At 71.2% G+C, this 22734-nt stretch carries 27 protein-coding genes; 12 read left to right on the top strand and 15 right to left on the bottom strand.

Features of this window, described 5'->3' with window-relative positions:
- Positions 1-35 precede the first annotated feature (35 nt).
- Together ACZ3II_RS12900 and ACZ3II_RS12905 are read left to right on the top strand one after the other, a co-directional pair.
- A complete protein-coding gene (locus ACZ3II_RS12900; RefSeq protein WP_465517787.1) occupies positions 36-869 on the top strand; it encodes a patatin-like phospholipase family protein in 834 nt (277 codons plus the stop codon).
- 37 nt (positions 870-906) lie between these two features.
- Complete coding sequence (locus ACZ3II_RS12905; RefSeq protein ID WP_465517788.1) at positions 907-1515, top strand: flavodoxin family protein; 609 nt, start codon at positions 907-909, stop codon at positions 1513-1515.
- 433 nt (positions 1516-1948) lie between these two features.
- Here the strand turns inward: ACZ3II_RS12905 and ACZ3II_RS12910 are convergent, their stop codons facing one another.
- A complete protein-coding gene (locus tag ACZ3II_RS12910; RefSeq protein WP_465517789.1) occupies positions 1949-3148 on the bottom strand; it encodes an MFS transporter in 1200 nt (399 codons plus the stop codon).
- Positions 3149-3200: 52 nt separating this feature from the next.
- On the opposite strand from ACZ3II_RS12910, the gene ACZ3II_RS12915 reads away from it, so the two are divergent.
- The gene (locus tag ACZ3II_RS12915) at positions 3201-4277 is read left to right on the top strand and encodes an ROK family transcriptional regulator (RefSeq protein WP_465517790.1); all 1077 of its coding nucleotides are present in this window, start codon (positions 3201-3203) and stop codon (positions 4275-4277) included.
- A gap of 139 nt (positions 4278-4416) precedes the next feature.
- Here ACZ3II_RS12915 and ACZ3II_RS12920 read toward each other — a convergent pair whose 3' ends face one another.
- Positions 4417-4935 (bottom strand): hypothetical protein, encoded by a 519-nt coding sequence (locus ACZ3II_RS12920; RefSeq protein WP_465517791.1) that lies wholly within the window; start codon positions 4933-4935, stop codon positions 4417-4419.
- A 484-nt stretch (positions 4936-5419) separates the two neighbouring features.
- The gene (locus ACZ3II_RS12925; RefSeq protein ID WP_465517792.1) at positions 5420-6010 is read right to left on the bottom strand and encodes a TetR/AcrR family transcriptional regulator; all 591 of its coding nucleotides are present in this window, start codon (positions 6008-6010) and stop codon (positions 5420-5422) included.
- Positions 6011-6097: 87 nt separating this feature from the next.
- Between ACZ3II_RS12925 and ACZ3II_RS12930 the strand changes: the two genes are divergently transcribed.
- Complete coding sequence (locus ACZ3II_RS12930) at positions 6098-7522, top strand: MFS transporter (RefSeq protein ID WP_465517793.1); 1425 nt, start codon at positions 6098-6100, stop codon at positions 7520-7522.
- Positions 7523-7551: 29 nt separating this feature from the next.
- A complete protein-coding gene (locus tag ACZ3II_RS12935; protein WP_465517794.1) occupies positions 7552-8253 on the top strand; it encodes an HAD family hydrolase in 702 nt (233 codons plus the stop codon).
- A 195-nt stretch (positions 8254-8448) separates the two neighbouring features.
- Here ACZ3II_RS12935 and ACZ3II_RS12940 read toward each other — a convergent pair whose 3' ends face one another.
- A complete protein-coding gene (locus tag ACZ3II_RS12940) occupies positions 8449-9045 on the bottom strand; it encodes a TetR/AcrR family transcriptional regulator (RefSeq protein WP_465517795.1) in 597 nt (198 codons plus the stop codon).
- Positions 9046-9134: 89 nt separating this feature from the next.
- Here ACZ3II_RS12940 and ACZ3II_RS12945 point away from each other — a divergent pair, with 89 nt between their 5' ends.
- Positions 9135-10202, top strand: coding sequence for an alkene reductase (locus ACZ3II_RS12945; RefSeq protein ID WP_465517796.1), 1068 nt, complete (start codon positions 9135-9137; stop codon positions 10200-10202).
- Positions 10203-10400: 198 nt separating this feature from the next.
- Here ACZ3II_RS12945 and ACZ3II_RS12950 read toward each other — a convergent pair whose 3' ends face one another.
- Positions 10401-10811 (bottom strand): MarR family winged helix-turn-helix transcriptional regulator, encoded by a 411-nt coding sequence (locus ACZ3II_RS12950; protein WP_465517797.1) that lies wholly within the window; start codon positions 10809-10811, stop codon positions 10401-10403.
- A 63-nt stretch (positions 10812-10874) separates the two neighbouring features.
- Between ACZ3II_RS12950 and ACZ3II_RS12955 the strand changes: the two genes are divergently transcribed.
- Positions 10875-11462, top strand: coding sequence for a TIGR03086 family metal-binding protein (locus tag ACZ3II_RS12955; RefSeq protein WP_465517798.1), 588 nt, complete (start codon positions 10875-10877; stop codon positions 11460-11462).
- Between the two features lie 63 nt (positions 11463-11525).
- Here ACZ3II_RS12955 and ACZ3II_RS12960 read toward each other — a convergent pair whose 3' ends face one another.
- A complete protein-coding gene (locus ACZ3II_RS12960) occupies positions 11526-12389 on the bottom strand; it encodes an EamA family transporter (protein WP_465517799.1) in 864 nt (287 codons plus the stop codon).
- A 70-nt stretch (positions 12390-12459) separates the two neighbouring features.
- Between ACZ3II_RS12960 and ACZ3II_RS12965 the strand changes: the two genes are divergently transcribed.
- Positions 12460-13359 (top strand): LysR family transcriptional regulator, encoded by a 900-nt coding sequence (locus ACZ3II_RS12965; RefSeq protein WP_465517800.1) that lies wholly within the window; start codon positions 12460-12462, stop codon positions 13357-13359.
- A gap of 300 nt (positions 13360-13659) precedes the next feature.
- On the opposite strand, the gene ACZ3II_RS12970 is transcribed toward ACZ3II_RS12965, so the two are convergent.
- The 6 genes from ACZ3II_RS12970 to ACZ3II_RS12995 all read right to left on the bottom strand — a co-directional run bounded on the left by ACZ3II_RS12970 (position 13660) and on the right by ACZ3II_RS12995 (position 17823).
- Positions 13660-14163, bottom strand: a complete 504-nt coding sequence (locus ACZ3II_RS12970) for a CAP family protein (RefSeq protein ID WP_465517801.1) — start codon at positions 14161-14163, stop codon at positions 13660-13662.
- A 137-nt stretch (positions 14164-14300) separates the two neighbouring features.
- Complete coding sequence (locus ACZ3II_RS12975; protein ID WP_465517802.1) at positions 14301-14696, bottom strand: hypothetical protein; 396 nt, start codon at positions 14694-14696, stop codon at positions 14301-14303.
- A gap of 11 nt (positions 14697-14707) precedes the next feature.
- On the bottom strand, positions 14708-15226 hold the full coding sequence (locus ACZ3II_RS12980) for a hypothetical protein (protein WP_465517803.1): 519 nt from the start codon (positions 15224-15226) through the stop codon (positions 14708-14710).
- Between the two features lie 33 nt (positions 15227-15259).
- A complete protein-coding gene (locus ACZ3II_RS12985; RefSeq protein ID WP_465517804.1) occupies positions 15260-15781 on the bottom strand; it encodes a glyoxalase superfamily protein in 522 nt (173 codons plus the stop codon).
- A gap of 162 nt (positions 15782-15943) precedes the next feature.
- A complete protein-coding gene (locus ACZ3II_RS12990; protein ID WP_465517805.1) occupies positions 15944-16822 on the bottom strand; it encodes a hypothetical protein in 879 nt (292 codons plus the stop codon).
- Positions 16819-17823, bottom strand: coding sequence for a zinc ribbon domain-containing protein (locus ACZ3II_RS12995; protein ID WP_465517806.1), 1005 nt, complete (start codon positions 17821-17823; stop codon positions 16819-16821). The genes ACZ3II_RS12990 and ACZ3II_RS12995 overlap by 4 nt, the downstream gene beginning before the upstream one ends.
- Positions 17824-17838: 15 nt before the next feature.
- Between ACZ3II_RS12995 and tnpA the strand changes: the two genes are divergently transcribed.
- From tnpA to ACZ3II_RS13010, 3 genes are all read left to right on the top strand, one after another.
- Positions 17839-18183, top strand: a complete 345-nt coding sequence (tnpA, locus tag ACZ3II_RS13000) for an IS200/IS605 family transposase (RefSeq protein ID WP_465517807.1) — start codon at positions 17839-17841, stop codon at positions 18181-18183.
- Between the two features lie 126 nt (positions 18184-18309).
- Complete coding sequence (locus ACZ3II_RS13005; protein ID WP_465517808.1) at positions 18310-19269, top strand: ABC transporter substrate-binding protein; 960 nt, start codon at positions 18310-18312, stop codon at positions 19267-19269.
- Between the two features lie 10 nt (positions 19270-19279).
- Entirely contained in the window at positions 19280-19483 is a 204-nt protein-coding gene (locus ACZ3II_RS13010) for a hypothetical protein (RefSeq protein ID WP_465517809.1), read from the top strand.
- Here ACZ3II_RS13010 and ACZ3II_RS13015 read toward each other — a convergent pair.
- Together ACZ3II_RS13015 and ACZ3II_RS13020 are read right to left on the bottom strand one after the other, a co-directional pair.
- On the bottom strand, positions 19467-20690 hold the full coding sequence (locus tag ACZ3II_RS13015; RefSeq protein WP_465517810.1) for a flavin monoamine oxidase family protein: 1224 nt from the start codon (positions 20688-20690) through the stop codon (positions 19467-19469). The two genes, ACZ3II_RS13010 and ACZ3II_RS13015, sit on opposite strands and share 17 nt — an antisense overlap.
- 41 nt (positions 20691-20731) lie before the next feature.
- Complete coding sequence (locus ACZ3II_RS13020; protein ID WP_465517811.1) at positions 20732-21322, bottom strand: dihydrofolate reductase family protein; 591 nt, start codon at positions 21320-21322, stop codon at positions 20732-20734.
- Positions 21323-21406: 84 nt separating this feature from the next.
- Here ACZ3II_RS13020 and ACZ3II_RS13025 point away from each other — a divergent pair, with 84 nt between their 5' ends.
- The gene (locus ACZ3II_RS13025; RefSeq protein ID WP_465517812.1) at positions 21407-21988 is read left to right on the top strand and encodes a TetR/AcrR family transcriptional regulator; all 582 of its coding nucleotides are present in this window, start codon (positions 21407-21409) and stop codon (positions 21986-21988) included.
- 11 nt (positions 21989-21999) lie between these two features.
- Here ACZ3II_RS13025 and ACZ3II_RS13030 read toward each other — a convergent pair whose 3' ends face one another.
- Positions 22000-22734, bottom strand: coding sequence for a hypothetical protein (locus ACZ3II_RS13030; RefSeq protein WP_465517813.1), 735 nt, complete (start codon positions 22732-22734; stop codon positions 22000-22002).

The raw sequence follows: 22734 nt of genomic DNA on the forward strand, positions 1-22734 counted from the left end.
CCCGGGGAGGGCCGTTCTCTGCTTGGATCGCAGACATGACGAAGGCTCTCGTTCTCGGCGGCGGTGGCGTGACCGGCGTCGCCTGGGAGATCGGCCTGCTGCACGGCCTCACCGAACACGGCCTCGATCTGACGGATGCCGGCCTGTTCGTCGGGACGTCGGCCGGATCCAGCGTGGCCGCTCAGGTGCTTTCCGGCGTACCCCTCAAGGATCTCTTCGCCCACCAGATCGCCGACGCCTCCGGGGAGATCGCCGCCAAGCTCGGCCCGAAAGTGCTCCTGTCGTTCCTGATCGCCGGTCTCTGGCCGGGTGGTCCGGCGCGCGGTCGCGCCTGGCTGGGCCGCCGAGCGCTGCGCGCCCGCACGGTGCCGGAAGCGGAACGGCGTGCGGTCATCGCCCGGCGGATCGGCGACACCGGCTGGCCCGCGGCGACCGGCTTGCGGATCGTCGCGGTCGAGGCACAGACGGGTGGCGTACGGGTATTCGACGCCTCCAGCGGCGTCCCCCTCGTCGACGCCGTTGCCGCCAGCTGCGCGGTCCCGCTGGTGTGGCCGCCGGTCACCATCGACGGGGTTCGCTACGTCGACGGCGGCGTCCGCACCGTCGCCAACGCCGACCTCGCCGAAGGCAGCAGCCAGGTCGTCGTGCTCGCCCCGACCGCCCAGTCGGTGCGCCGTTCCGGCCGTCCCGCCGCCCAGCTCGCAGCCCTCGGCCCGGACGTGCGCGGCGCCGTCGTCACCCCCGGCGCCGCCGCCCGCGCCGCCATCGGCCGCAACGTCCTCGACCCGGCCCGCCGCCGTGCCGCCGCCGAGGCCGGCCGCGCCCAGGCCGCCGGCGAAGCGACCCGGCTCCGCGCCGTCTGGTCCTGACAGGAGTCGATCCGGCCGGAACGGGTAACCGGGCCGTGTGACCTCCTCACTGCGTGCCGTGGTGCTGTGCTGCACCCTCAAACCGTCCCCCGCCCCGTCCAGTGCCGAGCTCCTCGGCCGGGAAGTCCTCGCCGCGCTCGCCGACCACGACGTCGACGGCGAGGTGATCCGGGTCGTGGACCACGACGTACGGTTCGGGGTGTCCACCGACGAGGGCGACGGCGACGCCTGGCCGGGCATCCGCGCCAAGATCCTGGACGCCCAGCTACTGATCATCGCCACCCCGATCTGGCTGGGGCAGCCGTCCAGCGTCTGCAAGATGGTCCTGGAACGCCTCGACGCGGAACTGTCCGAAACCGACGACCAGGGCCGTCTGCTCACCTTCGGCAAGGTGGCGGCGGTCGCGGTCGTCGGCAACGAGGACGGCGCGCATCACGTCACGGCTGAGGTGCTGCAGGCCCTCAACGACGTCGGGTTCACGATCGCGGGGTCCGCCTCGACGTACTGGGTCGGCGAAGCGATGGGCGGCATCGACTACCGCGACGCGGGCCCGAAGCCGGACACCACCGGCGCGGCGACGAAGACCCTGGCCACCAATGCCGCCCACCTGGCCCGTCTGCTTACGGAGAGCCCGTATCCCGCTTAACCCTTTCCGGGGTACGGGCCAGCCACGGTCCCGTGCCTCACGGCGGCCACGGCAGGCGTCCCGTCCGGCCGTCCCCGGGTGCGGGTCATGCATGCCCGTCGCGGTCACCCGCTCGGTCGGCGGCGCGGATGCCTGGCCCGGACAGGCTCGCGTCGTCATCTGGGTCCGGGCAGGTTGTGTGGTGAGTTCGGGTCTGCGGCGGCTGTGCGAATAGGCCGTCCCGGGCAGGTCGCCTCGTGGAACCGGATTCGCGGCGGAGATCTTGTCGATCTGTGTCCGGTGCCGAGCGCACATGATCCGACTGCGACCCGAACTTGTGCCCTCGACTCCGGAAACCCGGCATGCCGAGCCCAAGATCCGCCGAGCAGGAGCGGTGTGTTGAGTTCGGCCGCTATCCGCGCCCGAACTCAACACACCGAAACGGCCGCCGGTGTCAAACCCGGGCACGAACCCGATCACGGTCCAGGGCGAAACTCGACGCCGCCAGCGCCAGCCCACCCACGCTCAAAGCCAACCCGGTCCACGCCGGCGCCAGATACCCGAGACCGTTCGCGATCACCAAACCGCCGAGCGCCGCCCCGATACTGTTCGCCACGTTCATCGCCGACTGGTTGACCGCCGCACCCATCAACTGCGCACCTGGCGCCACCACGATCAGCCGCGCCTGCAACGCCGGCCCGAGGAACAGGCTGGTCGCCCCGACCAGGAACGCGCCCACGAACAGCCCCGCCGTGTTCGGTGCGGACAACGCGAAGAACAGGATCGCCGCGATCACGCCGGTGAACCCGTACAGCATCGCCCGCCGCAGATCCCGGTCCGCGAACCAGCCGCCGAGCGCGTTCCCGACCGTCATGCCCAGGCCGAACGCGACCAGCACCCACGGCACGGTCCCTGCGGACAGGCCGGTGACCTCGGTGGTGACCGGGGCGATGTAACTGTTGACCGCGAAGAACCCCGCGAAACCGACAGCCGCGGTGGCGGCGACGAGCCAGACCTGTGGGCGGGCCAGGGCGCGCAGTTCGGCACGCGCCGAACCGGCCTCTCCGGCGGGCGCCTCGGGCACCGTGACGGCAACCGCGAGCAGGGTCAGCAGGAAGACTCCGGCGATCACTCCGTAGGAGGCGCGCCACCCCGCCGCCTGTCCGAGAACGGTCATCGCCGGGACACCGACCAGGTTGGCGATGGTGAGACCGCTGAGTACGGCGGCGTACCCTCGCGCCTCTTTGCCCGGACCCATCAGGGACGCGGCCAGGAGGCCGGCGGCGCCGAAGTAGGCCCCGTGCGGCAGCGCCGCCACGAACCGGGCCACCAGCACGAGACCGAAGTACGGGGCCAGCGCGGACGCCGCGGTCCCGGCGGCGAACAGCACGAGGAGCGCGAGGACCAGGCGCTTGCGTCGCCAGCGGGCGGTCAGGGCGGCGATCAGCGGGGCGCCGGCGACGACTCCGAGCGCGTACGCCGTGATCGTCCACCCGGCATGCGCGACCTCGCCGGGGGAGTCCCCGCCGAGCAGGTCGCGGGCGATGTCGGGCAGCAGGCCCATAACGGCGAACTCGGTGAGCCCGATCGCGACGCCGCCGAGAGCGAGCGCGAGCAGGGCCGTCCAGCGCTGCCGGGTGGTGAGATGTTCCATGGCCGCGGACTTTAGCAACGCCGTTGCGAAACCCGCCAGCTATCGTGACGGCGTGCACCAGACATTCCTGCGCGGGTACAACGAAGCCCTCGTGATCGCCCTCGCCCGCGGCACCGCCACCTTCGAGCGCGGTGACGTCGCCGAGGCCACCGGGCTCACCCCGCAAGCCGTCTCCAAGGTCCTCGCCCGCCTGCTCGACGAGGGCGTCGTCGCGCCGGCCGGGGTGCGGCGGCCGGCCACCGGACGGGCCGCCGGGGTGTACGAGCTGGTGCCCGGCAGCCGCTACGCGATCGGCGCGCACGTGTCCCGGCGTACCCTCCGCCTCGCCCTCACCGACCTGGCCGGCGCCGTCCTCGCGTCCACCGTCACCCCGCTGCCCGGCGACTTCACCCCCGCGCAGCTCCTCACCGTCCTCACCGAACAGGCCCGGCTGCTGCGCGCCGCCCGCGACCTCGGCGACCGGCTGGTCGGCGTCGGCATCGGCATGATCGGGCCGCTCGACCACGCGGCCGGCACGGTCCGGGGCGCGCACCGGCTGCGGCACTGGCACGACGTGCCGCTCGCCGCGCTCGCGCAGGAGGCGCTCGGCCTGCCCGTACACGTCGACAAAGATGTCACCGCCGGCGTCACGGCCGAGGCGTGGCGGCGCGGCCCCGGCTTCCGCGACGCCGCCCTGATCATGGTCGAGACCGGCGTGGGCGCGGGCCTGTGGCTGAGCGGTGCCGCACATCGGGGCGCGCACACCAACGCCGGCGAGTTCGGTCACACCGTGCTCCAGCTCGACGGCCCGCGCTGCGCCTGCGGCCGCCACGGCTGCCTGGAATCCGTCCACGACCAGGCCTTCCGGTCCGGCGACATCGCCCTGGCAGCGCGGGTCCTCGCCGTCGGCGTCGTGAACCTGCTGCAGACCCTCGACCTCGGCCACGTGGTCCTCGCCGGCGCCGACCTGGTCCGCCACAGCGACATCTACCTCGACGCCGTCACCCACGCGGTTCGCACCCAGGTGCCCCGCGCCGACTGGCTCACCGTCGACGTGTCCCTGTCCGCCCTCGCCGAGAACACCATCGCGGCCGGCGCGGCGATGCAGGCCCTCGACGCGCGTTACGGCATTCCCGGCCTCACCGCCTGAAACCACGCTCCGGTACGGGCCACGAACAGTCCCGTGCCTCGCGGCGCCACGGCAGGCGTCCCCTCCCGACCGTCCCCGGGTGCGGCTCATGCATGCCCGTCCCGGTCACCCCCGCCTGGTCCGCCCCGCTGGCCGAGGGTCAGCCGCGCCAGTCCTCCAGTCGTTTCGCCGCCTTGCGGGTCAGCGACTCGGCATCCGACCGCTCGCCCGAGATCGACTCCCAGCCGGACAGCTCCAGCAGCGTCACCGAGTCGCCCACCCGGACCGCCGCGAGGTAGAGGTACGTGCTGCCCGAACCGGACAGCTCGCCGTCGTCACCGCGGGCCGGAGTGCTGCCCTCGATCAACACCGACTCGTCGCCCACCCCCGCGGATCCCAGCGACCGGTACTTGTACGTGGAGGGCCCGCGCTTGCCCTGCGGGCAGTCGCGTACGTTCGCCCGCAACTCACTGAGGAACCGCTCGGCACCGTCCTGCTTGTACACGGTGATCGACTGGTCGACCACGCCGACCGGGCCGTTCTCCGGCGCCGCCTGCGGATCCTTGTAGATGACGTGCATGCCACCCCGGACACCGGCCAGCGCATCGCTGGCATGACCGGCCCCGCACAGCTCCGGGATCACCGCCGGGATCCGGTTCGGCTTCTGAGCCTCCGTCACATCGGCCGCCCCGAGAAACGCCCGGTCCGGAATCGACGCCGGAACGCGCGGTGCCGTCGTCGTCCGCGACGTCGCCGGCGACGTCGGCGCTGACGCCGAAGCCGAAGCCGAAGCCGAAGCCGACGGCGCTGAGGCCGGGGCCGACGACGGTGACGCTTGAGAGGCTGCCGACGAGGCGACTCCCGCCGGCGTCGCCATCCCGTCCAATCGCTGCGGCGAACCCGCACACCCGGCCGCCAGTGTCACACCCAGCGCAGCCGCCCCGAAAACCGAAAGAGAACGCCGCATCTTCCTACCTCCCGCAAGGCCGTCATCGTTGCTTCACCAGATGCGATGCGGCCATTCGCGACGTGGTTCGGAGACTGGGTCACGAAACCATACCAACGCCCGGCGATGCCTCAGGCTGACCACGCTGGCCGGCGGACCTGCCTCACCGGGCGTGTTGAGGTCGGCCGTCATACGCGCCCTTACTCCACACGCTGTTTCAGCGGTAGACGAGGCGCTGGATGGCGGTGACCAGGGTGTCGACGATCTGCTCCAGGTCGGGGTCGGAGGCGTGGTCGAGCTTGGCGTACTGGGTGTCACGGATCGCGGAGATCATCTCGGCGAGCCGGGCGGCGGCGATCGCGGTCGTGGCCGTGCCGTCCGCCTGGTCGCGGCGGATCTTGGCGGCGGCGCGTTCGTCGTAACGGTTCTTGGAATGGGTGAGCAGGTCACGCAACGGTTCGGACGAGGCGGCGGCGGTGGCCGAGCAGCTCAGCAGGCCCGCATTGGCACGCCAGATCCGGGCTGACATCAGCAACTGCTCGCGCAGCAGATCGGGCGCGGGACCGGAGCTGTCGAACCACACGTGCGAGGCCGCGAAGTCGTCCGAGAGCCGGGACATGAGCGCGGTCAGGACCGCCGGCTTGGTCGGGAAGTAGAAGTAGAAGCTGGTCCGGGAGATGCCGGCCCCGGCGGCCAGATCGTCGATGGTGACCGCCTCGTAGGACCGCTCGGCGAACATCCGCCGGGCCACGTCCAGGATCGCGGCCTCACGGAGATCGCCCTTCGACGGTCCGGTCCTGCGTCTCATGCTCGACAGTGCCTTTCACCGTGACGTTCGACGCTGCGATCAAAAATTTCGACGCAGTGTCGAATAAGAGGGCTAGTGTAAGCGGCCGTGACCCCACCCGTACGCCCGAGGTTGCTCCTGATCGCCGCAGCGGCCGCGAGTTTCCTGCTCAGCCTGATCCAGTCGATCCCGGTGCCGGTGCTGCCGCAGATCGCCCAGCAGCTCGGCGCCGACGCCACCACCGTCGGGTGGGTGTCCACCGCGACGCTGCTCGCCGCGTCCGCCTGCACCCCGCTGCTCGGCCGGCTCGGACACGTCGTCGGCATCAAACCCGTCTTCGTCGGCACCCTGATCGTCACCCTCGCCGGCAGCGTCCTCGCCGCGACCGTGCACGACGTGGGCTGGCTGATCGCGGCCCGGGTGCTGCAAGGCACCAGCTTCGGGCTGTTCCCGCTGGGACTGAGCCTGCTCCGCCACGAGCTCCCGCCCGCCAGGCTGACCAGCGCGATGGCCCTGGTCTCCTCCACCCTCGGGATCGGCGGCGGCGCCGCGCTGGTCGCCGCCGGGCTGCTCATGCAGGGCGACGCCGGCTACCGGCGGATCTTCTGGCTCTGCGCCCTGATCAGCGCGATCGCCCTGGCGCTGGCGTGCACGCTGCCACGGCGGGCCGGCGCCGGCGGACGGGTCGACGTGCTCGGCGCGGTGGTCCTGTCGGCCGGGCTGATCAGCCTGCTCCTGCCGATCTCGCAGGGACACAGCTGGGGCTGGTCGTCGCCGCGGGTGCTGCTGCTGTTCACCGCGGCGGCCGTTATCCTCACCGGGTTCTACCTGCTGGAACGCCGGATGGACGCGCCGCTGGTCTCGATGACGATGCTGCGGCGCCGGCCGATCCTGGTCGCCAACCTGGCCGCGATGACCGTCGGGTTCGCCATGTTCGCGCTGCAACTCGCGATGAGCTACCTGGTGCAGAGCCCGCGGGAACTGACCGGGTTCGGGTTCACCGCGACGGCCCTGGAGACCAGCCTGGTCTTCCTGCTGCCCGGGGCCGCGGTCAGCGTGGTCGTCGGCCCGCTCGCCGGTCCGCTGCTCGGGAGGATCGGGGCCCGGAACGCGCTGGCGCTCGCCTGCTGGACGGCCGCGGCCGGGACGGCGTCCCTGGCGGTGCTGCACGACAACCGGGTGCAGACGATCACGGCGTTCGTGGTGGCGAGCTGCGCGATCGCGCTGGCGTACGCGGCGATGCCGGTGCTTCTGGTCAGCCACATCGAGCCGGCGGAGACCGGGATCGCGAACTCGGTCAACTCCATCATGCGTACGGTCGGCGGCACCATCGGCGGGGCTCTGGTGATCACGATCCTGGCGGCGCGGACCCGATCGTACGGGCCGGTGGCGCTGCCCGCCGAGGACGCGTTCCGGCTCAGCTATCTGCTCGGGGCCGGGGTGTTCGCCGTCGGTGGACTGCTGGTCCTGCTGTTCATCGACCGCCCGGCCCGGGTGGCGCCCGCCGCGGAGCCGGTTCCGGTCACGTCCTGATCGGACGGCTCCGCTCGGTACGCTGCGGCATGCCCATCGACATCACGCCCGAACCGATCCGCGCCGTCATCTTCGACTTCCACACCACCCTCGTCGGGGGCGGCGATGCGGGAAGCTGGGTCGACGCCGCGCTCCGCCGCCTCGACGAGGACGGGAGCCCGGCGCCGGACCTGAGCGCCGACCAGCTGGCGGGCCTGCGTGAATTCCTCGACCACATCTGGCAGCACGCGCACACCATCGATCCGGGCAGCGAACGCGATCTCAGCCATGAGCGGCACCGGGACGTCTTCACCAGGACGGTGGCGCTGTACCCCGGCGTCAAACCGGATCTGACCGCCGCGCTGTACGCGGTGATGGCGGATCAGTGGGTGCCGTTCGCCGACACGCTCCCGGTGCTCTGGGAGTTGAAGGCGCGGGGTGTACGGGTCGCGGTGCTGTCCAACATCGGCCTGGACATCCGTCCGCTCCTCGATCGGGTGGGCATCGGTGAGCTGGTCGACGGTGTCGTCCTCTCCTTCGAGGAGGGCGTCGTCAAGCCCGATCCGGCGATCTTCGCCCGCGCGCTGGAGATCCTCGGGGAGCCGGGGAGCCGGACGCTGATGGTCGGGGACAGCGCGCGGGACGACGTCGGTGGGGCGGCTCTGGGGATCCGCACGCTGATCCTGCCGCGCACGGAAGGCGCGGTGCACGGCCTGGGCACGGTTCTCCACATGGTTGGCGACGGGCGATGACGTAGGGCGTGGGTTGTCCGGCTGGTTCTCAGGGCTGTCTCAGCGCCGCTGAGACAGCCCTGAGAACCAGCCGAGGGGAAACCGGGACGGGCATGCATGGCGGTGAGCCGCGGGACGGTCGGGAGGGGGCGCCTGCCGTGGCCGCCGCGAGGCACGGGACCGTGCGTGGCCCGTACGAAAGCATGGTTCTGATCTTCAGCTGAACGGGATGCGCATGGCGCGGTCGAGGAGCTGGTCGCGGGACATCGTGGCGCCGCTGTCGGCCCAGGCCTGCATGGCGGCGTTCAGGCAGGCGACGGCGGAGGCGACCAGGGCGCGGGGCGCGGGATCCGGGCCGGCCGGGAGACCGCCGGGGAGGCGGGCGGCGACCAGCGGGACCAGCAGGGACTCCCAGCCCTCCTGCTTCTCGCGGTGGCGGGCGCGCATCGTCGGGTTGGCCTCGATCAGGCGCAGGAAGGCCAGGGAACGCTCGGGGGTGTCGGCGTTGATTGCGGTGAGGACGTCGAACGTGCGGCGCAGCGACGTCCACGGATGCTCGTCGGCGGGGCGCTCGGTGAAGGCGGCGGCCAGTGCCGGGCCCAGGTCCTCCAGCCAGGTCAGGACCACGTCCTCCTTGGTGCCGAAGTAGCGGAAGAACGTGGTGCGGGACAGGCCCGCCTCGGCGGCGATCTGCTCGACCGTCGTGTTGTCGCAGCCCTGCTCGGCGAAGAGGCGGGTCGCGACGGCGCTGACCTCGGCGCGCATCGCCTGCCGGGTCCGCTCGCGCAGTGAGGTTCGGGGTGTGTCCTTCACGACACGAGCGTACCCGGTGCTGAGGTGGTACTCAGTACCACTTCGAACTACCGTTCCACGTGATCCGTTACCTCTTGATGGGACACGTCATGAGCCTGTTCACTCCGCTGCGTCTCGGCGCCCTGGACCTGCGCAACCGCCTGGTGATGGCGCCGCTAACCCGGCTGCGTGCCGGCGCCGACGGGGTTCCCGGAGACCTGCTCGTCGAGTACTACCGCCAGCGGGCCTCGCTCGGCCTGATCATCACCGAGGGCACCTGGCCGGTGCGTGAGGGCCGCACCTGGATCGGCCAGCCCGGCATCGAGACCGCCGAGCAGGTCGCCGGCTGGCGGCGGGTCGCCGACGCCGTCCACCAGGACGGCGGCCTCATCGTCATGCAGATCATGCACGGCGGCCGCATCTCCCACCCGGAGATCAGCGGCACCGGCCGGATCGTCGCGCCCAGCGCCATCGCCGCTCCCGGCGAGACCCGGATCCCGTCCGGCAAGGCGGCGTACCCGGAGCCGCAGGCGCTCACCACCGACGAGATCCAGGGCATCGTCGACGGTTTCGTGGCAGCCGCCCGCAACGCCATCGCGGCCGGGCTGGACGGTGTGGAGATCCACAGCGCCAACGGTTACCTCATCCACCAGTTCCTGTCGCCGGCGGCGAACACCCGCACCGATGAGTACGGTGGATCGCCCGCCAACCGCGCCCGCCTGGCCATCGAGGTCGTCACCGCGGTCGCGGCGGCCATCGGCGCGGACCGGACCAGCCTGCGGATCTCCCCGGAGCACAACATCCAGGGCGCGCTGGAGACCGATCCGGCTGACGTCGTCGCCACCTACACCGTGCTGGCGGAGGCGCTCGCGCCGCTGGGGCTGGCGTTCGTCGACATCCTGCACGCCGAACCGGCGGGGGAACTGGTGCAGAAGCTGCGCCACGCGGCTGCGGTTCCGGTCATTCTGAACAGCGGCTTCGGTTCGCAGACAACCCGCGAGGCCGCCGCCGAGCTGGTCTCGGAAGGCTTCGCGGACGCGGTGGCGGTCGGGCGGGCGGCGCTGGCCAACCCGGATCTGGTGGCGCGGTGGTCGGCCGGGGCCGGGGAGAACGCGCCGGACCCGGGGACGTTCTACACGCCGGACGCTCGTGGGTACACCGACTATCCGGCGCTCTGAGCCATGGTGGAGTGACAGGCGTCGTCAGGGCCTTGTTAGGGGCCGGTCGGTAGAACTACCGCCATGAGAGAGCAGAGTTCCACCCCGCTGGTGTTGGCCCGGCCGCGGCCCGCGATCTTTCTCGAGGTCGGCTATGGGACCGGGCTCCACCAGCGGAGGCAGAGCGGGCGCGCGTGTGCTGACGCCTGGTGGGTGCGGTCAGCGGGCCGAGAGGGCGATGAGTGTCCGCACGAAAGCCTCGTGATCGGCGTCGGGGACGGTGGCCAGCAGGGTCGCCTCGGCGGCGCGGATCTCGGCGAGGATCGTCTGATGGATCCGGCGGCCCTCGGCGGTGAGGGCGAGCAGGCGGACGCGCCGGTCGGCGGGGTCGGGCTCGCGGTCGATCAGGCCGCGTCGCTGCAGGTCGTCGAGGACGCGGATGAGGCGGGTCTTGTCGGCGCCGATGCTCTCGGCCAGGGCGGCCTGGGTGCGCATCGGGCTCTCGTGCAGCGCGGTCAGGACGGCGTAAGCCCACATGGGCACGTCGTGGCGGGCGAGGATCGGCTGTTCCAGAGCGAGCAGCCGTCTGCCCAGCCGGAACACCATCGCGCCGAGATCTTCCCGTTCCACGGGTCTGTTCCTATCACCTACCGCGGCCTTGACTATTCGTAAGCTGGAGCGGATCGTAAGCACATGCATACGATTGAGCCGACGCGGGCGGTGCTGCACGACACCGTCACGCTGATCGACAAGGTGACCGAGGCCGATCTGCGGCTCCCCACGCCGTGTGCCGGCTGGGACCTGGCGGTGCTGATCGGGCACATGACCGCTCAGCATCACGGGTTCGCCGCGGCGGCGCGGGGGAGCGGTGACGATCTCGCGGTCTGGAGACAGGAGGCGGCGGGCGCCGACGCCTCGGTGAGATATCGGGAGGCGGTCGCGGAGGTGCTGGAGGCGTTCTCCGCCGGGGACGTCTTCGAGCGGCCGTTCCACCTGGCCGAGTTCAACGCGACCGTGCCGGGGCGCCTGGCGGTCGGGTTCCACCTCGTCGACTACGTGGTGCACGGGTGGGATGTGGCGCACACGCTCGGGGTCGAGTTCCGGCCGGCGGGGGAGGCGGTGACGGCGGCGCTGGAGATCGCGCGGTCGGTGCCGGACGGGACGGATCGGCTCGCTCCGGGCGCGCCGTTCGGTCCGGCTCTTCCGGTTCCGGCGGGCGCGGATCCGCTCACCGAGATCCTGGTGCTGCTGGGCCGCGACCCATCCCGGCGGTCGGCCTGAGGGAGCGGGCAGCGGTCGGGATTGGCCGGACGATCGATCCCGGCCGCCTCTTTCGGCGAGGAGTCACGGGGCGGTGCGTACCAGAGCGGGGGTTTGATCCTTGGGTTTCACGGGAGTGCGGACCGCGCCCACGCTGGCCGCGATGACCAGGGCGATCGCCGCGAGTTCGAGGAGGGAGAGGCGCTGGTGGAGGACCAGGAAGCCGGCGAGCGTCGCGATCGCCGGGCCGAGGCTCATCAGCACCGCGAACGTGGACGTCGGCAGGGTGCGGAGGGCCCGCAGCTCCAGGGAGTACGGCAGGACCGACGACAGGAGCGCGACGACCGCGCCGAGCCCGAGCGTGGCCGGGTTCAGCAGGGCGCTGCCCGCGTCGGCGATGCCGATCGGCAGGGAGATCACGGCGGCGGCGGTCAGGGCGAGCGCGAGCCCGTCGGTTCTCGGGAAGCGGCGGCCGGCGCGGGCGCTGAACACGATGTACGCCGCCCACATCGCCCCGGCGCCGAGCGCGAACCCGGCCCCGGCCAGATTGAGCCGCTCGAAACCCTGGTAGCCGAGCAGCGCCACGCCGCCGAACGCGAGTGCCGCCCACAGCCAGCTCGCCGCCCGCCGCGCCGTCACCACCGACAGGAGGAGCGGGCCGAGCACCTCGAGGGTGACCGCCGGGCCGAGTGGGATCCGGTCGATGGCCTGGTAGAACAGCCCGTTCATGCCGGCCAGCGCCACCCCGAAACCGGCCGCCACCAGCCAGTCGCCGCGACGGTACCCGCGGACCCGGGGCCGGCACACGGCCAGCAGCAGCACCGCCGCGATGCCGAGCCGCAGCGCCACCACGCCGGCCGCGCCCGCCTGCGGAAACAGCAGCGCCGCCACCGCCGAGCCGAACTGCACCGACAGTGCCGCGCCGAGCACGAGTCCTACCGAAGTCACGGCCCGACGCTATGCCCGCCGCAACGCGCCCCGGAAATGCCGGAACCCCTACTGGTTATGCTTCCCGGTTATGACCGCCGAGTTTCGGCACCTCAGAGCGTTCCTCGCGATCGCCGCCGAGGGCAACATCACCCGCGCCGCGGCCCGGCTGCACGTCACCCAGCCGGCGCTGTCGCGCACGCTGCGCCAGCTCGAGACCCACCTCGGGGCCGGCCTGGTGGACCGGTCGACCCATCATCTCGAACTCACCCCGGCGGGCCGTGCGTTCCGGGACCGGGCCGCCGCCGCGGTCGCCGCCGTCGACGACGTGCTCGATCCGGCCCGCGCCGGCACCTGGCCGCTGCGGCTCGGGCATGCCTGGTCCGCGCTCGGCGAGCACACCACCACCCTGCTGCGCGCCTGGCAGGACGCCCACCCCGGGATCCCGCTGCGGCTGCTGCGCATCGACGATCGCAGCGCCGGGCTGCTGCAGGGCCGCACCGATGCGGCGGTGCTGCGGGATCCGGGTGACATTCCCGGCGTACGCACCGAGCTGCTGACCACCGAGGACCGGGTCGCCGCCGTGCCCGCCGGGAGCCCGCTCGCCACCCGCGACCGGTTGTCGCTCGCCGACCTGACCGGCTGGCCGATCGCGATCAACACGGTCACCGGCACCACCAGCCTGGACCTGTGGCCACCCGGCGCCGCCCCGGCGACGACTGTCGAGGTCGCCAACACCGACGACTGGCTGGTCGCCATCGCCGCCGGCGACACCGTGGGCGTGACCAGCACCGCGACCGCCGTCATGTACCCGCATCCGGCGATCGCGTACCGCCCGCTGACCGACGCCGCGCCCATCGACCTGCACGTGGCCTGGCGTGAACCTCCGGCGCATCCCGCGGTCCCCGGCCTGGTCACGCTTCTCGAGGACCTTTTCCGGCGTACGCCTATGCGATCAGCGGAAGCACGTTCTCCCGATACTTCCCGTTGAAGTTCCCTGGCGGCAGGAAGTTCGCCACGATGTACGTCTCCCAGGCCCGCGCTCCCTCGCCGAACGCCCGGCCGAACCCGACAGCGGTGCTGGCCTTCCACACCACCTGCGTGAAGTGCCCGGCCTTCCCGGCCGTGGATCGAGCGTCAGATTCGGGACACCGTGCCTGGCGCGCAGATCGTTGATGACGGACAGCGCGTTCTGCAGGAATTCGTCATCGGTCCGGTCGGGCATTTGCGGGCGCATGTGCTCCCCTTTCGTCGAGGCGGGCACATCGTGCCCGCCTCGTGTCACCGTTCGCTAAGCTATCGGCCGCGGTACGTTGTCCTTGTACTGGCCCTCATAATTCCCGGACGGCGAGAAGTTCGCCACGATGTAGGTCTCCCACCATTTCGACCCCTTACCGAATGCGCGGCCGAAACCGACCTTGGTGCTGGACTTCCACACCAGCTGCGTGAAGTGCCCGGTCGCGCCCGGCCCGCTCGAGTCCGGATCATCGAACTTGTAATCCGAGATCTCGCTGTACCAGCCGTTGTTGGCCGTGTCGGCGCCGCCGACGACCTCCGCGCTGGAGGCGCTCCAGGAAGCGTTCTCGCCGTATCTGGCGTCCAGCCCGGCGTGCCCGTGACTGAGCCCTTCCTGGGTGGACATCAGGGCGGCGCGGGACTTCGCGTACTGCACGAGCGTGTCATCGAGCGTCAGCGGCGGAACACCGTGCTTGGCGCGCAGTTTGTTGATGCCGGCCAGGGCGCTCTGCAGGAATTGTTCATCGGTCCGGTCGGGGAATTGCTGGCGCATGCTCATTCCTTCCAGTCGGATTCGGCCTCCCATCCTGTTCCGTGAACGAGATCATAGGCAAGCGCCGGTACGCCGGATTTGCCGCGTAATATCTCGACTTCCCCAGGACATGCCACAATAGACGACCGTCGCGGAATCGCGATTCAAAGGCGCGCCGCAAACATCCGATCATCCGGTCCGGGGGTGAGAATCATGGTGGCCCGGCGCCACGGCTGTTCCCGCAGCAGGAACGGCAGCTCCTCGCGCAGCCAGGCCGTCACGTGCGCGCGCTGTTCGGGCGAGTCGCCGTCGCGGGCGGTCAGCCGGCGTTCCTGCTCGTCGAGGTCGCCCTGGATCCACACCGAGGCGTCCAGCCACGGGGCGAGCTCTTCCCGGATGACGCCGGTGCCCTCCACCCAGACGGCAGTGGCCCCGCCGCGCCCGTCGATCGCGACCACCACCGGACGTGCCGCCGTGATGCCCACCAGCCGCCGGGCGACCTCCGGCAGGGTGATCTCCCGCCGGTCGACCGCCTCGGGCTCGCCAGGATGCAGCCGCACGGGACCCGTACCTAACTCTCGTCGCCGAGATCCGCGCCCGCGCCGAGCGCCCGGGTCGACGCCCCGCCGCGCAGCGCCCGCAGTGGTGAGAGGTTCAGGTCGAGGCGGACCGCGTCGACGAAGTCGTCGTACGCCGCGAGCGCCGGCTCCCGGAACCGCGGCCACTGCTCGTCGCTCATGACCTCGGCCCGGGCCCGGGCGCCGAGCTTGCTCAACTGGTGATCGACCGCCAGGGCGCTCGCCGCGGCCCGCTCCGAGCCGTGCAGCCACAGCGCGGCGAGGCTGCGGTTCCAGTCGGTGCGCAACCGGCTCACCTCGGCGAGTCTCTCGTCGTGCTCCGGTCCGGCGGCCGGGGCGCGGCCGAGTTCACGGATCGCGTCCCGGTACCGGTAGAACTCGCCGGCGACCGCCTGATAGCTCTGCATCCGCTGGTCACGGCGCCAGCGCAGGGACTCCGAACGGGTGTCCCAGAACCGTCCGAGGATGATCCCGATCAGACCGGAGAGGGCTGCGAGCACTGCCACCTGCATGGCGCCCATCCTCCCCGGAGATCGACAGTCATCTCAATCGGTTTGCGCGAACCTCAGGACATTGCCGTACGGGTCGATGACCTCCATGGTCGGGCCGCCGGGCGCGTCCGGGTCGACGCCGGGCCGGATCGGGGCGTGCGGGCGGTCGTGCAGTTCCTTGTGCAGGGCGTACACGTCGGCGACCGGGATCCAGACGACGCCGTTCGGGCTGCCGTCGCCGTGGTGCTCGGACAGGTGCAGAACCGTCCGCGAGCGGGACACCTGCACGTACAACGGTGTGCCGGGCTCGAACCGGTGCTCCCAGTCGAGCCGGAACCCCAGACAGTCCAGGTAGAACGGCAGCGCCAGCGCGACGGACATCACCCGCAGCACCGGCACGCCGGGCCCGGCCTCGGGCCGCTTCAACGCGGCGGCGGCCACGTTCCAGTCCTTGGCGCCGAGCTGGTGGGCCACCATCTCCAGGGCGAGGCTGTGCGGGATCCGTACCCCGGCGGTGGCCAGGTCGTCACGTAGGCGCCGGGCCAGGTTCTTCGCATGGTCGGTCGGGGAGGTCACGGTGTCGGCCTTTCCCGCGGTTCGCCAGGCGGATGCTCGCATTGTCCGCTTCGACCGCGGCCGGAAAGGCGTTGATCGAACCATGCACTGCCGAGTGCGTTCACCGAACCCCGAAGGGCGCGAGCGGCCGGCCGCACCTGCCGCTCCCATGCTAACCGTTTCTCAGAAAGGCGGACCGTCCTGGTTCTCCGTCCTCGGTGGACCCCAGAGATCCTCGTCGGTGATGGCCCAGTCGGCGGAGCTCCAGGACTTGAGCGCGTCGCTTGCCAGGCGCCGGTGTCCCGCCTCCGCGCTGACCGCCAGCACCGACCTGACCGGATGGGCGAGTTCGTCGCGGCGGTGCGCGAGCGCCGGTGACTCCACGAGCCGGACCGCGGTGGCGAGGGCCGCCTCCCGCACCATCGGATCCGGGTCGTCGAGGCATGCGGCCACCCCGGCGAACACCGCGGGGAAGGTCTCCCGGATCTCGCGGAAACCGGCCGGGGGACCCCAGTCCGGTTCACCCGTCCAGATCCGGATTTTCCGCAGAGCAAAGTCGCTGACCTCGTACGCCATGTTGCCCAGCCAGGCCAGCAGAGCCGCCCGCAGTGGATACTTCGTTCCCCGTTCCCATTCGGGAACAAGCGTTTCCCGCCGGCGCGGATCGGCGAGGAGCGCGGCGATGTACCGGGCGGCCGGCCCGGTCGCCGAATACACCGATCCCTGGTGGATCAGCGTGCCGCCGAGATGGCCGAGAACGGCCCGGACGAGGTCACGATCACCCGACACCAGGCCGGACAGCAGAGCGGGGGTGTCAGGCGATGCCGGTCCGTACGCGTGGTCCCGGTTCTGCCAGTCGGTCTCGTGAAGGATCGACCCGAAGGCGCTCAGCGGATGCCGTACCGCTGATCCCCGGGCCGGAGCGAACACGTCCCTGTCGCATTCCAGGAACGCGGCGCTGCCGTACATGTCGATGAATTCCCGTTCCTGCGCATGGATCGGGTACAGGCCGACCATGCCGGGCGACGAAACGGCCGCCTCGCCGAGGAGAAGGCTGCTCATCCCGGTTTCCTCGACGAGCCGCATTGACGTACGCAAATGAGGGCCCTAGGTTGCGGTGAGGCTGATCGTTGACGATCCCCACGGATGAATCCGGGGGATTTCCCTCCGGGGCAAGGCCCTGGATTCCCAGCTCGGACTGCATCTGATCCACCGTCCCGGAAGGAGGCGATCTGATGCCTTACGTCTTCGGCGCTGGCACGGTGGCGTTCCGCTGTGGCAAGGATCGTCCTCGCAGCGTTGAGGTCACGGCCGGTGGTGTAACCGCAGGCCGTGCACTCGAAGGTCCGGACGCCCGGTCCGAGGCGGAGATTGGTTCTCTCGCCGCACACGGAGCAGGTCATGGTCGTGTAGGCGGGCGGCACCAGCACCACCGTCCGGCCCGCCCGCGTCCCACGCTCGATCGGTTCACGCTTGCATGCGCCGATCGCGTTGTCGGCGGCCTTGCGGGCCATGCTGGTCTTGGCCAGGAACGTCGGCTTGAAATCCTCCACGGCGATCAGCGCATGGTGCTCGACCACGGTCTTGGCCCGGACGCGGGCGTCGTGGGTGTTCTGCCGGGCCGCCTTCTTGGCGATCCGGGCGGCCTGCCGCTTGGCGGTCAGGTAGCCCCGGGACGGCGTGACGCCCTGGGACCAGACGGCCGGGACGGTCACCTGGCCGGGCAGGCACAGCCGCCCGCTCTTGATGGAGAGGCCCCGGGTGGTGTACCCCAGCGACGGCAGACTGTCCTTGAGCCGCTTCTTCTTCGGACGGCCCCGGCCTTTGACCGTGAACGAGTGGTCCAGGGCGGCACCGTAGGTGCGCAGCGTCTGCTGCTGAGCGACCTGCGAACCGGCGCGCAGCCAGGCGAACGTGCGCCGGGCCTCGGCCAGCAGTGCGGCCTCCGCGATGCGGCCGGGCCGCAGGCGGTAGGTGTAACGCGCCGCCTCTGTCACGCCGCCACTGTACAGCAGACAACTGGATACGGGAACAGAGGATCCCGTCGACCAACGTCGTCCCACCGCTGTACCTACCACGTGGTCTGGTGCCCCAAGTGCCGCCGCGCCGTCATCAGGGGCGACGTCGACACCCGGCTGAAAGAGATCATCCGCGAGGTGTGCGCCGAACCAGACGCGCCCATCGTGGAGCTTGCGACAATGCCCGACCACGTGCACCTACTGGTCACCTGCGACCCGCAGTACGGCATCCTCCGCCTTGTCAAGGGCATCAAGGGCAGGTCCTCCTGGCTACTACGTGCCGAGTTTCCGCACCTGAAAACCCGGATGCCAACCCTCTGGACCAACTCGTACTTCGTTGCCACCGTTGGCGGCGCAACCTTGGAGATCGTGAAGAGGTATGTGGAGAACCAACGCAACGTCTGACCAGACGCCCATCCGCCCTGACAGCGGATGGGCTACCCCTGACCTGCATCGCAGAAGAACCGATTCCTCCCCACGGCCAAAGCCGGGGGTTCCCACGGAGGTTTCTCGATGATTGAGGTGGGCGTCATGCGACGATCCCGGCTGCTCGCGGCGCTGGCCGCGACGTTCCTGCTCGTCACCGCGTGCGCCGACGACCCGGATGAGGGCGGTCAGGCCACCGGCGCCCTCGACAAGGTCAACACCGGGGTGATCGCGATCGTCGACGTCGCGCCGATCTACCTGGGCAAGGAGAAGGGCTTCTTCCGCGAGCAGAACATCGACCTGACCCTGACCGCCGCCCAGGGCGGCGCCGCGATCGTCCCCGCGGTGACCACCGGCGAGTTGCAGTTCGGGTTCAGCAACACCATCTCGCTGCTGCTCGGCGCCGGCCGGAAGGTCCCGGTCGAGGTCGTCGCCAACGGCACCAACTCGACGGGCGTCGACGGCAAGGACTTCGCCGGCCTGTTCGTCAAGGCCGACAGCCCGATCAAGAGCCCCAAGGACCTCGCCGGGCGTACCGTCGCCGCCAACACCCTGAAGAACATCGTGGAGACGAGCGTCCGGGCGTCGGTCCGCGAGGACGGCGGTGACGCGGCCGCTGTCACGTTCACCGAGCTGGCCTTCCCCGAGCAGGTTCCGGCGCTGACCGCGGGCCGGGTCGACGCGATCTTCGTGGTCGAGCCGTTCCAGCAGTCCGCGATCGCCGCCGGCGCCCGCAAGATCGCCTCCAGCTATGTGGACGCCGCCCCGGACCTCACCGTCGCCATGTACTTCACCTCGAATCAGCTGATCGCCGACAACCCCGATCTGGTCCGGCGTTTCACCGAGGCGATGAAGAGATCTCTGGCGTACGCCGACGCGCACCCCGACGAGGTCCGCGCGGTCCTCGGCGCCTACACCAAGATCGCGCCGGAGGTCCGGGAGGCCCTGGTCCTGCCGAAGTGGCCCGCCGAGATCAACCGCGCCTCCGTCGACGCTCTCGCCGAACTGGCCGTCACCGACGGTCTGCTGACCGAGAAACCGGACCTCGACGTCCTGCTGCCCTAGTCTCCTCCGGATGAACCCGGAGGAGACCGGCCGTCTGCTGGAACGTCTGATCGGGGCGCTGGCGGCGCAGTGCGCGGACGGCCTCACCCCGCAGGCTCGCGAACATCTCGAGAACCTGACCCGCGACCAGGCGCTCACCATCTTCGGGATGGCCGGCCACGACTTCCTGATCGAGACCGTCCCCGCCGGCAGCCTGGCTATCGCTTCGGCATGATCACGGCGGCGGCGCGGGCCGCGATCTCGGCGTCCGTGCCGGTCCACAGATCGTCCAGCCACGGCCCGGCGAACAGCCCGACCAGCGTCGGCGCCCCGTCGGCCACTGTCGCGTCCAGCCATTCGGCGACACAGTTCTCCCGCGGTCCGTGCGCCCGGTAGTACCCGCCCGGATGTTCCGGCCAGAACCGTTCGTCGAACCGGAGCACCACCTTCTCCACCCGGCCCATCCCCAGGCGGGAGAGCGCGTTCCGGTGGCGTTCCGGCAGTTCCGGCTCGAACGTGATCGCGCCCGCGGCCAGTACCCCGAGCGGCGCCGTCACGATCACCGCGTCCACCCGCTCGGAAACCCCGTTACCCATGATCGTCACCCCGTCGTCGTCGACCGCGATCCGGCGTACCGGCCGTCCCAGCCGCACGTCCAGCCCGGCCGCGAGATGCTCGACCAGCAGCCGGTACCCGCCGACGATCCACCGGTCGCCGTCGCCGACGCCGGGCTCGAACCCGTACCGTGCGCTCAGCCACGACAGCGGCGCCCCGGAGTCCATCACGATCTCCGCGTCGGCGAACCGGCGGATGTCGCGTTCCGTCCACCGTCCCGGATCCCGCAGCCATGCCTCGACGACGTCCCCGACGCCCACCCCGACCGGCGCGGCCGCGAGCCGTCTGCGCAGCTCGTCCTCGATACCGTCGGCGATCCCGGGGGCGTCGTCGCCGAGCAGCACCGGATCGTTGAAGTCGGTCGGCACCAGCCGCAGCCCGAGCCTCTCGGCGAGCCGGGCCAGAACGTTCTCCTCGTACTGCTGCAGCCAGTTGGCCCCCAGGTCGAACCCGCTGCCGCCCACCTCGACGCCGGCGGTGCGCCCGCCGATCCGCTCCCGCGCCTCCCAGACGACCACGTCGAACTCACGGTCGGCGAGGGTCCGGGCGGCCGCGAGACCGGCCATGCCGGCGCCGATCACCGCAATGCGATCATGCCTGCGGTTCGCGGCCCACGCCGCCGCGACGACCCCTTGCTCGTACGCGCCATGCGTCATCCCCGCCCGCGTGGGATGTGTCGCCTCCCCGGCGATCCGCAACCGGTTCCCGATCGGCGCCCCGAGGTTGACCCGGTCGGCGGGTGTGCCGTCCCGCCCGATCAGGCTCCACGACCCGCGCGCCCACGGATCGTCCGCCCAGTGCGATACGGCGAAATCCAAGATCGACACTGTGCGAGGTTACCAGCGCCGTGGCCGTCACCGGCGGCTCGTCAGGGCTGTCCCGGGGGCGTCGAGGCAGCCCGGTAGTGCAGCACGACCACACCGCTCGGCAGGGGAGTGGCCCGGGTCAGGTCGAACCGGTGCGGCCGGAACCCGGTCGCCGCGAGCGGAACCCCGGACCCGGCCACCGTCGGGTTGAGCTTGACGACCAGCTCGTCGACCGCCGGCAGCAGCTGTCCCGCCAGGTCGCCGCCACCGGCCAGCCAGATGTCCCGGCCCGGTTGTTGCTTCAGTTTCTCCACGAACGGCAGCGCCTCCTCGTCGACGAACCGCACCGCCGGATCGGTGGAGGCGGGCAGGGAGCGGGAGAAGACGATCTGGTTCAGATGCGCGTACGGGCTGGTGATGCCGGCCTGCAGCGCCGGATCGTAGGTGCCGCGGCCCATCAGCACGGTGTCGAAGACCTTGTTGGGTTCGTCGACGCCCATCGCCGCCCGGGCGGGGGTGGGAAGGGTCTCCGGATAGTGCGCACGCATGTACGCCGGAACGTCGTCCTCCAGCACCAGGAAGTCCCACGATCCGTCCGGCGCGGCGATGTGACCGTCGATGGTGCTGGCGACGAAATAGACGAGCTTTCGCACGGTGTGCTCCTCGGATCCGAACCACTATGACTGTCGTGGTCGCAAACTACAGCACCTGTAGTGGTTGCTGCTAGTCTTCTCGGCATGGTCAAGAACCCGGACCGCCGGCGTGCGCTCGCCGACGCCGGCCTGCGCGTGCTCGCCACCCAGGGCGCCCGCGGCCTGACGCACCGCGCCGTCGACACTGCGGCCGGTGTCCCCGCCGGCACCGCCTCGAACTACTTCCGCTCCCGCGACGCCCTGCTCGGCGCCCTCGGCGAACGCATCATGGAACGGTTCGCTCCCGACGAGCAGATCGTCGCCGCCCTGGGCGCCCGCGAGCCCAGCCGGGAGCTGTTCGCCGACTACCTGCGCTACATCGTCGAACGCACCACCCGCGAACCCGACCTGACCCGCGCCCTGATCGAGTTACGGCTGGAGGCGGCCCGCCGCCCCGGCCTGGCCGAGATCCTCGGCGACACCTTGCGCCGCGGCTACCGCGACGACGTCGCCTACCACGCGACCACCGGCCTGCCCGGCGGCGCTTTCGAGATCGCCCTGCTGCACTACGCCATCGACGGTCTGCTCCTGGACATGCTCACCACGTCCATCGCCGCCGACACCACCCCCGACGAGGCCGTCACCGCCTTCGCCACCCGCTTGATCCCTACGCCTGCCGTCCCCTGACGCCGGCCCCGTCATGCGGTCCGTCGTCGACCATCAATACCGGCGCTCAGCACGATCGGCACCGCCGCGACGCTCCGCCCGGTGGCCGACGGCGCCGTGGCGGCGAGCAGGGCGGGGCCGGGCGGGGCATCGTCCGGCGCCGTCAGCCGGTAGCCGTCCTTCGCCGCCGGGCCCGATCTCAGTTCCCTGACCTGTCCCAGCGAATCCACCAGCACGAAGCGGGGGAGCCCGGGTGTCTCGAGCCCGGTGACCCGGAGCGCGCCCGTGCCGTCGTCGGTCACCCGGAGGGCCGGGCCGGCCGGCTCCGGATCGACCCGATTCGCCTCCGGCCGATCCCGCCAGGTCTGCACCATGACGACGGCGAACAACTGTTGTGGGCCGGTGTACCGGGCGAGCGCCACCGCGCTCGGGATGTCAGCGGAATCCCGATCCGACACGAAGTGCCATCCGCCCACCGCCTGCCGGTCCGCGACGGCGAGCCGTTCCAGCACCGGCCGGAACCGGACGGGATCGCCATAGCGAGCCCGCGCGTCATCGGTCAGCAGAGCCCACGCCCCGGAGGAGTCACCGGCGCGGACCAGCTCCGCGAACCGGTCAGCGGTCCGCCCCGCTGACGTCAGGTCGGGAAAGTCGCTGCACCCGCATCCCGCCGTCGGCCGGCTCACCACGGACAGCACGCTCAGCGCGACAGCGATCACCGCGGCGACAGCCAGGACCGTGCGGCCGCGCCGATATCCGCCCGGCAT

This window comes from Actinoplanes sp. NPDC019969, assembly GCF_055562375.1.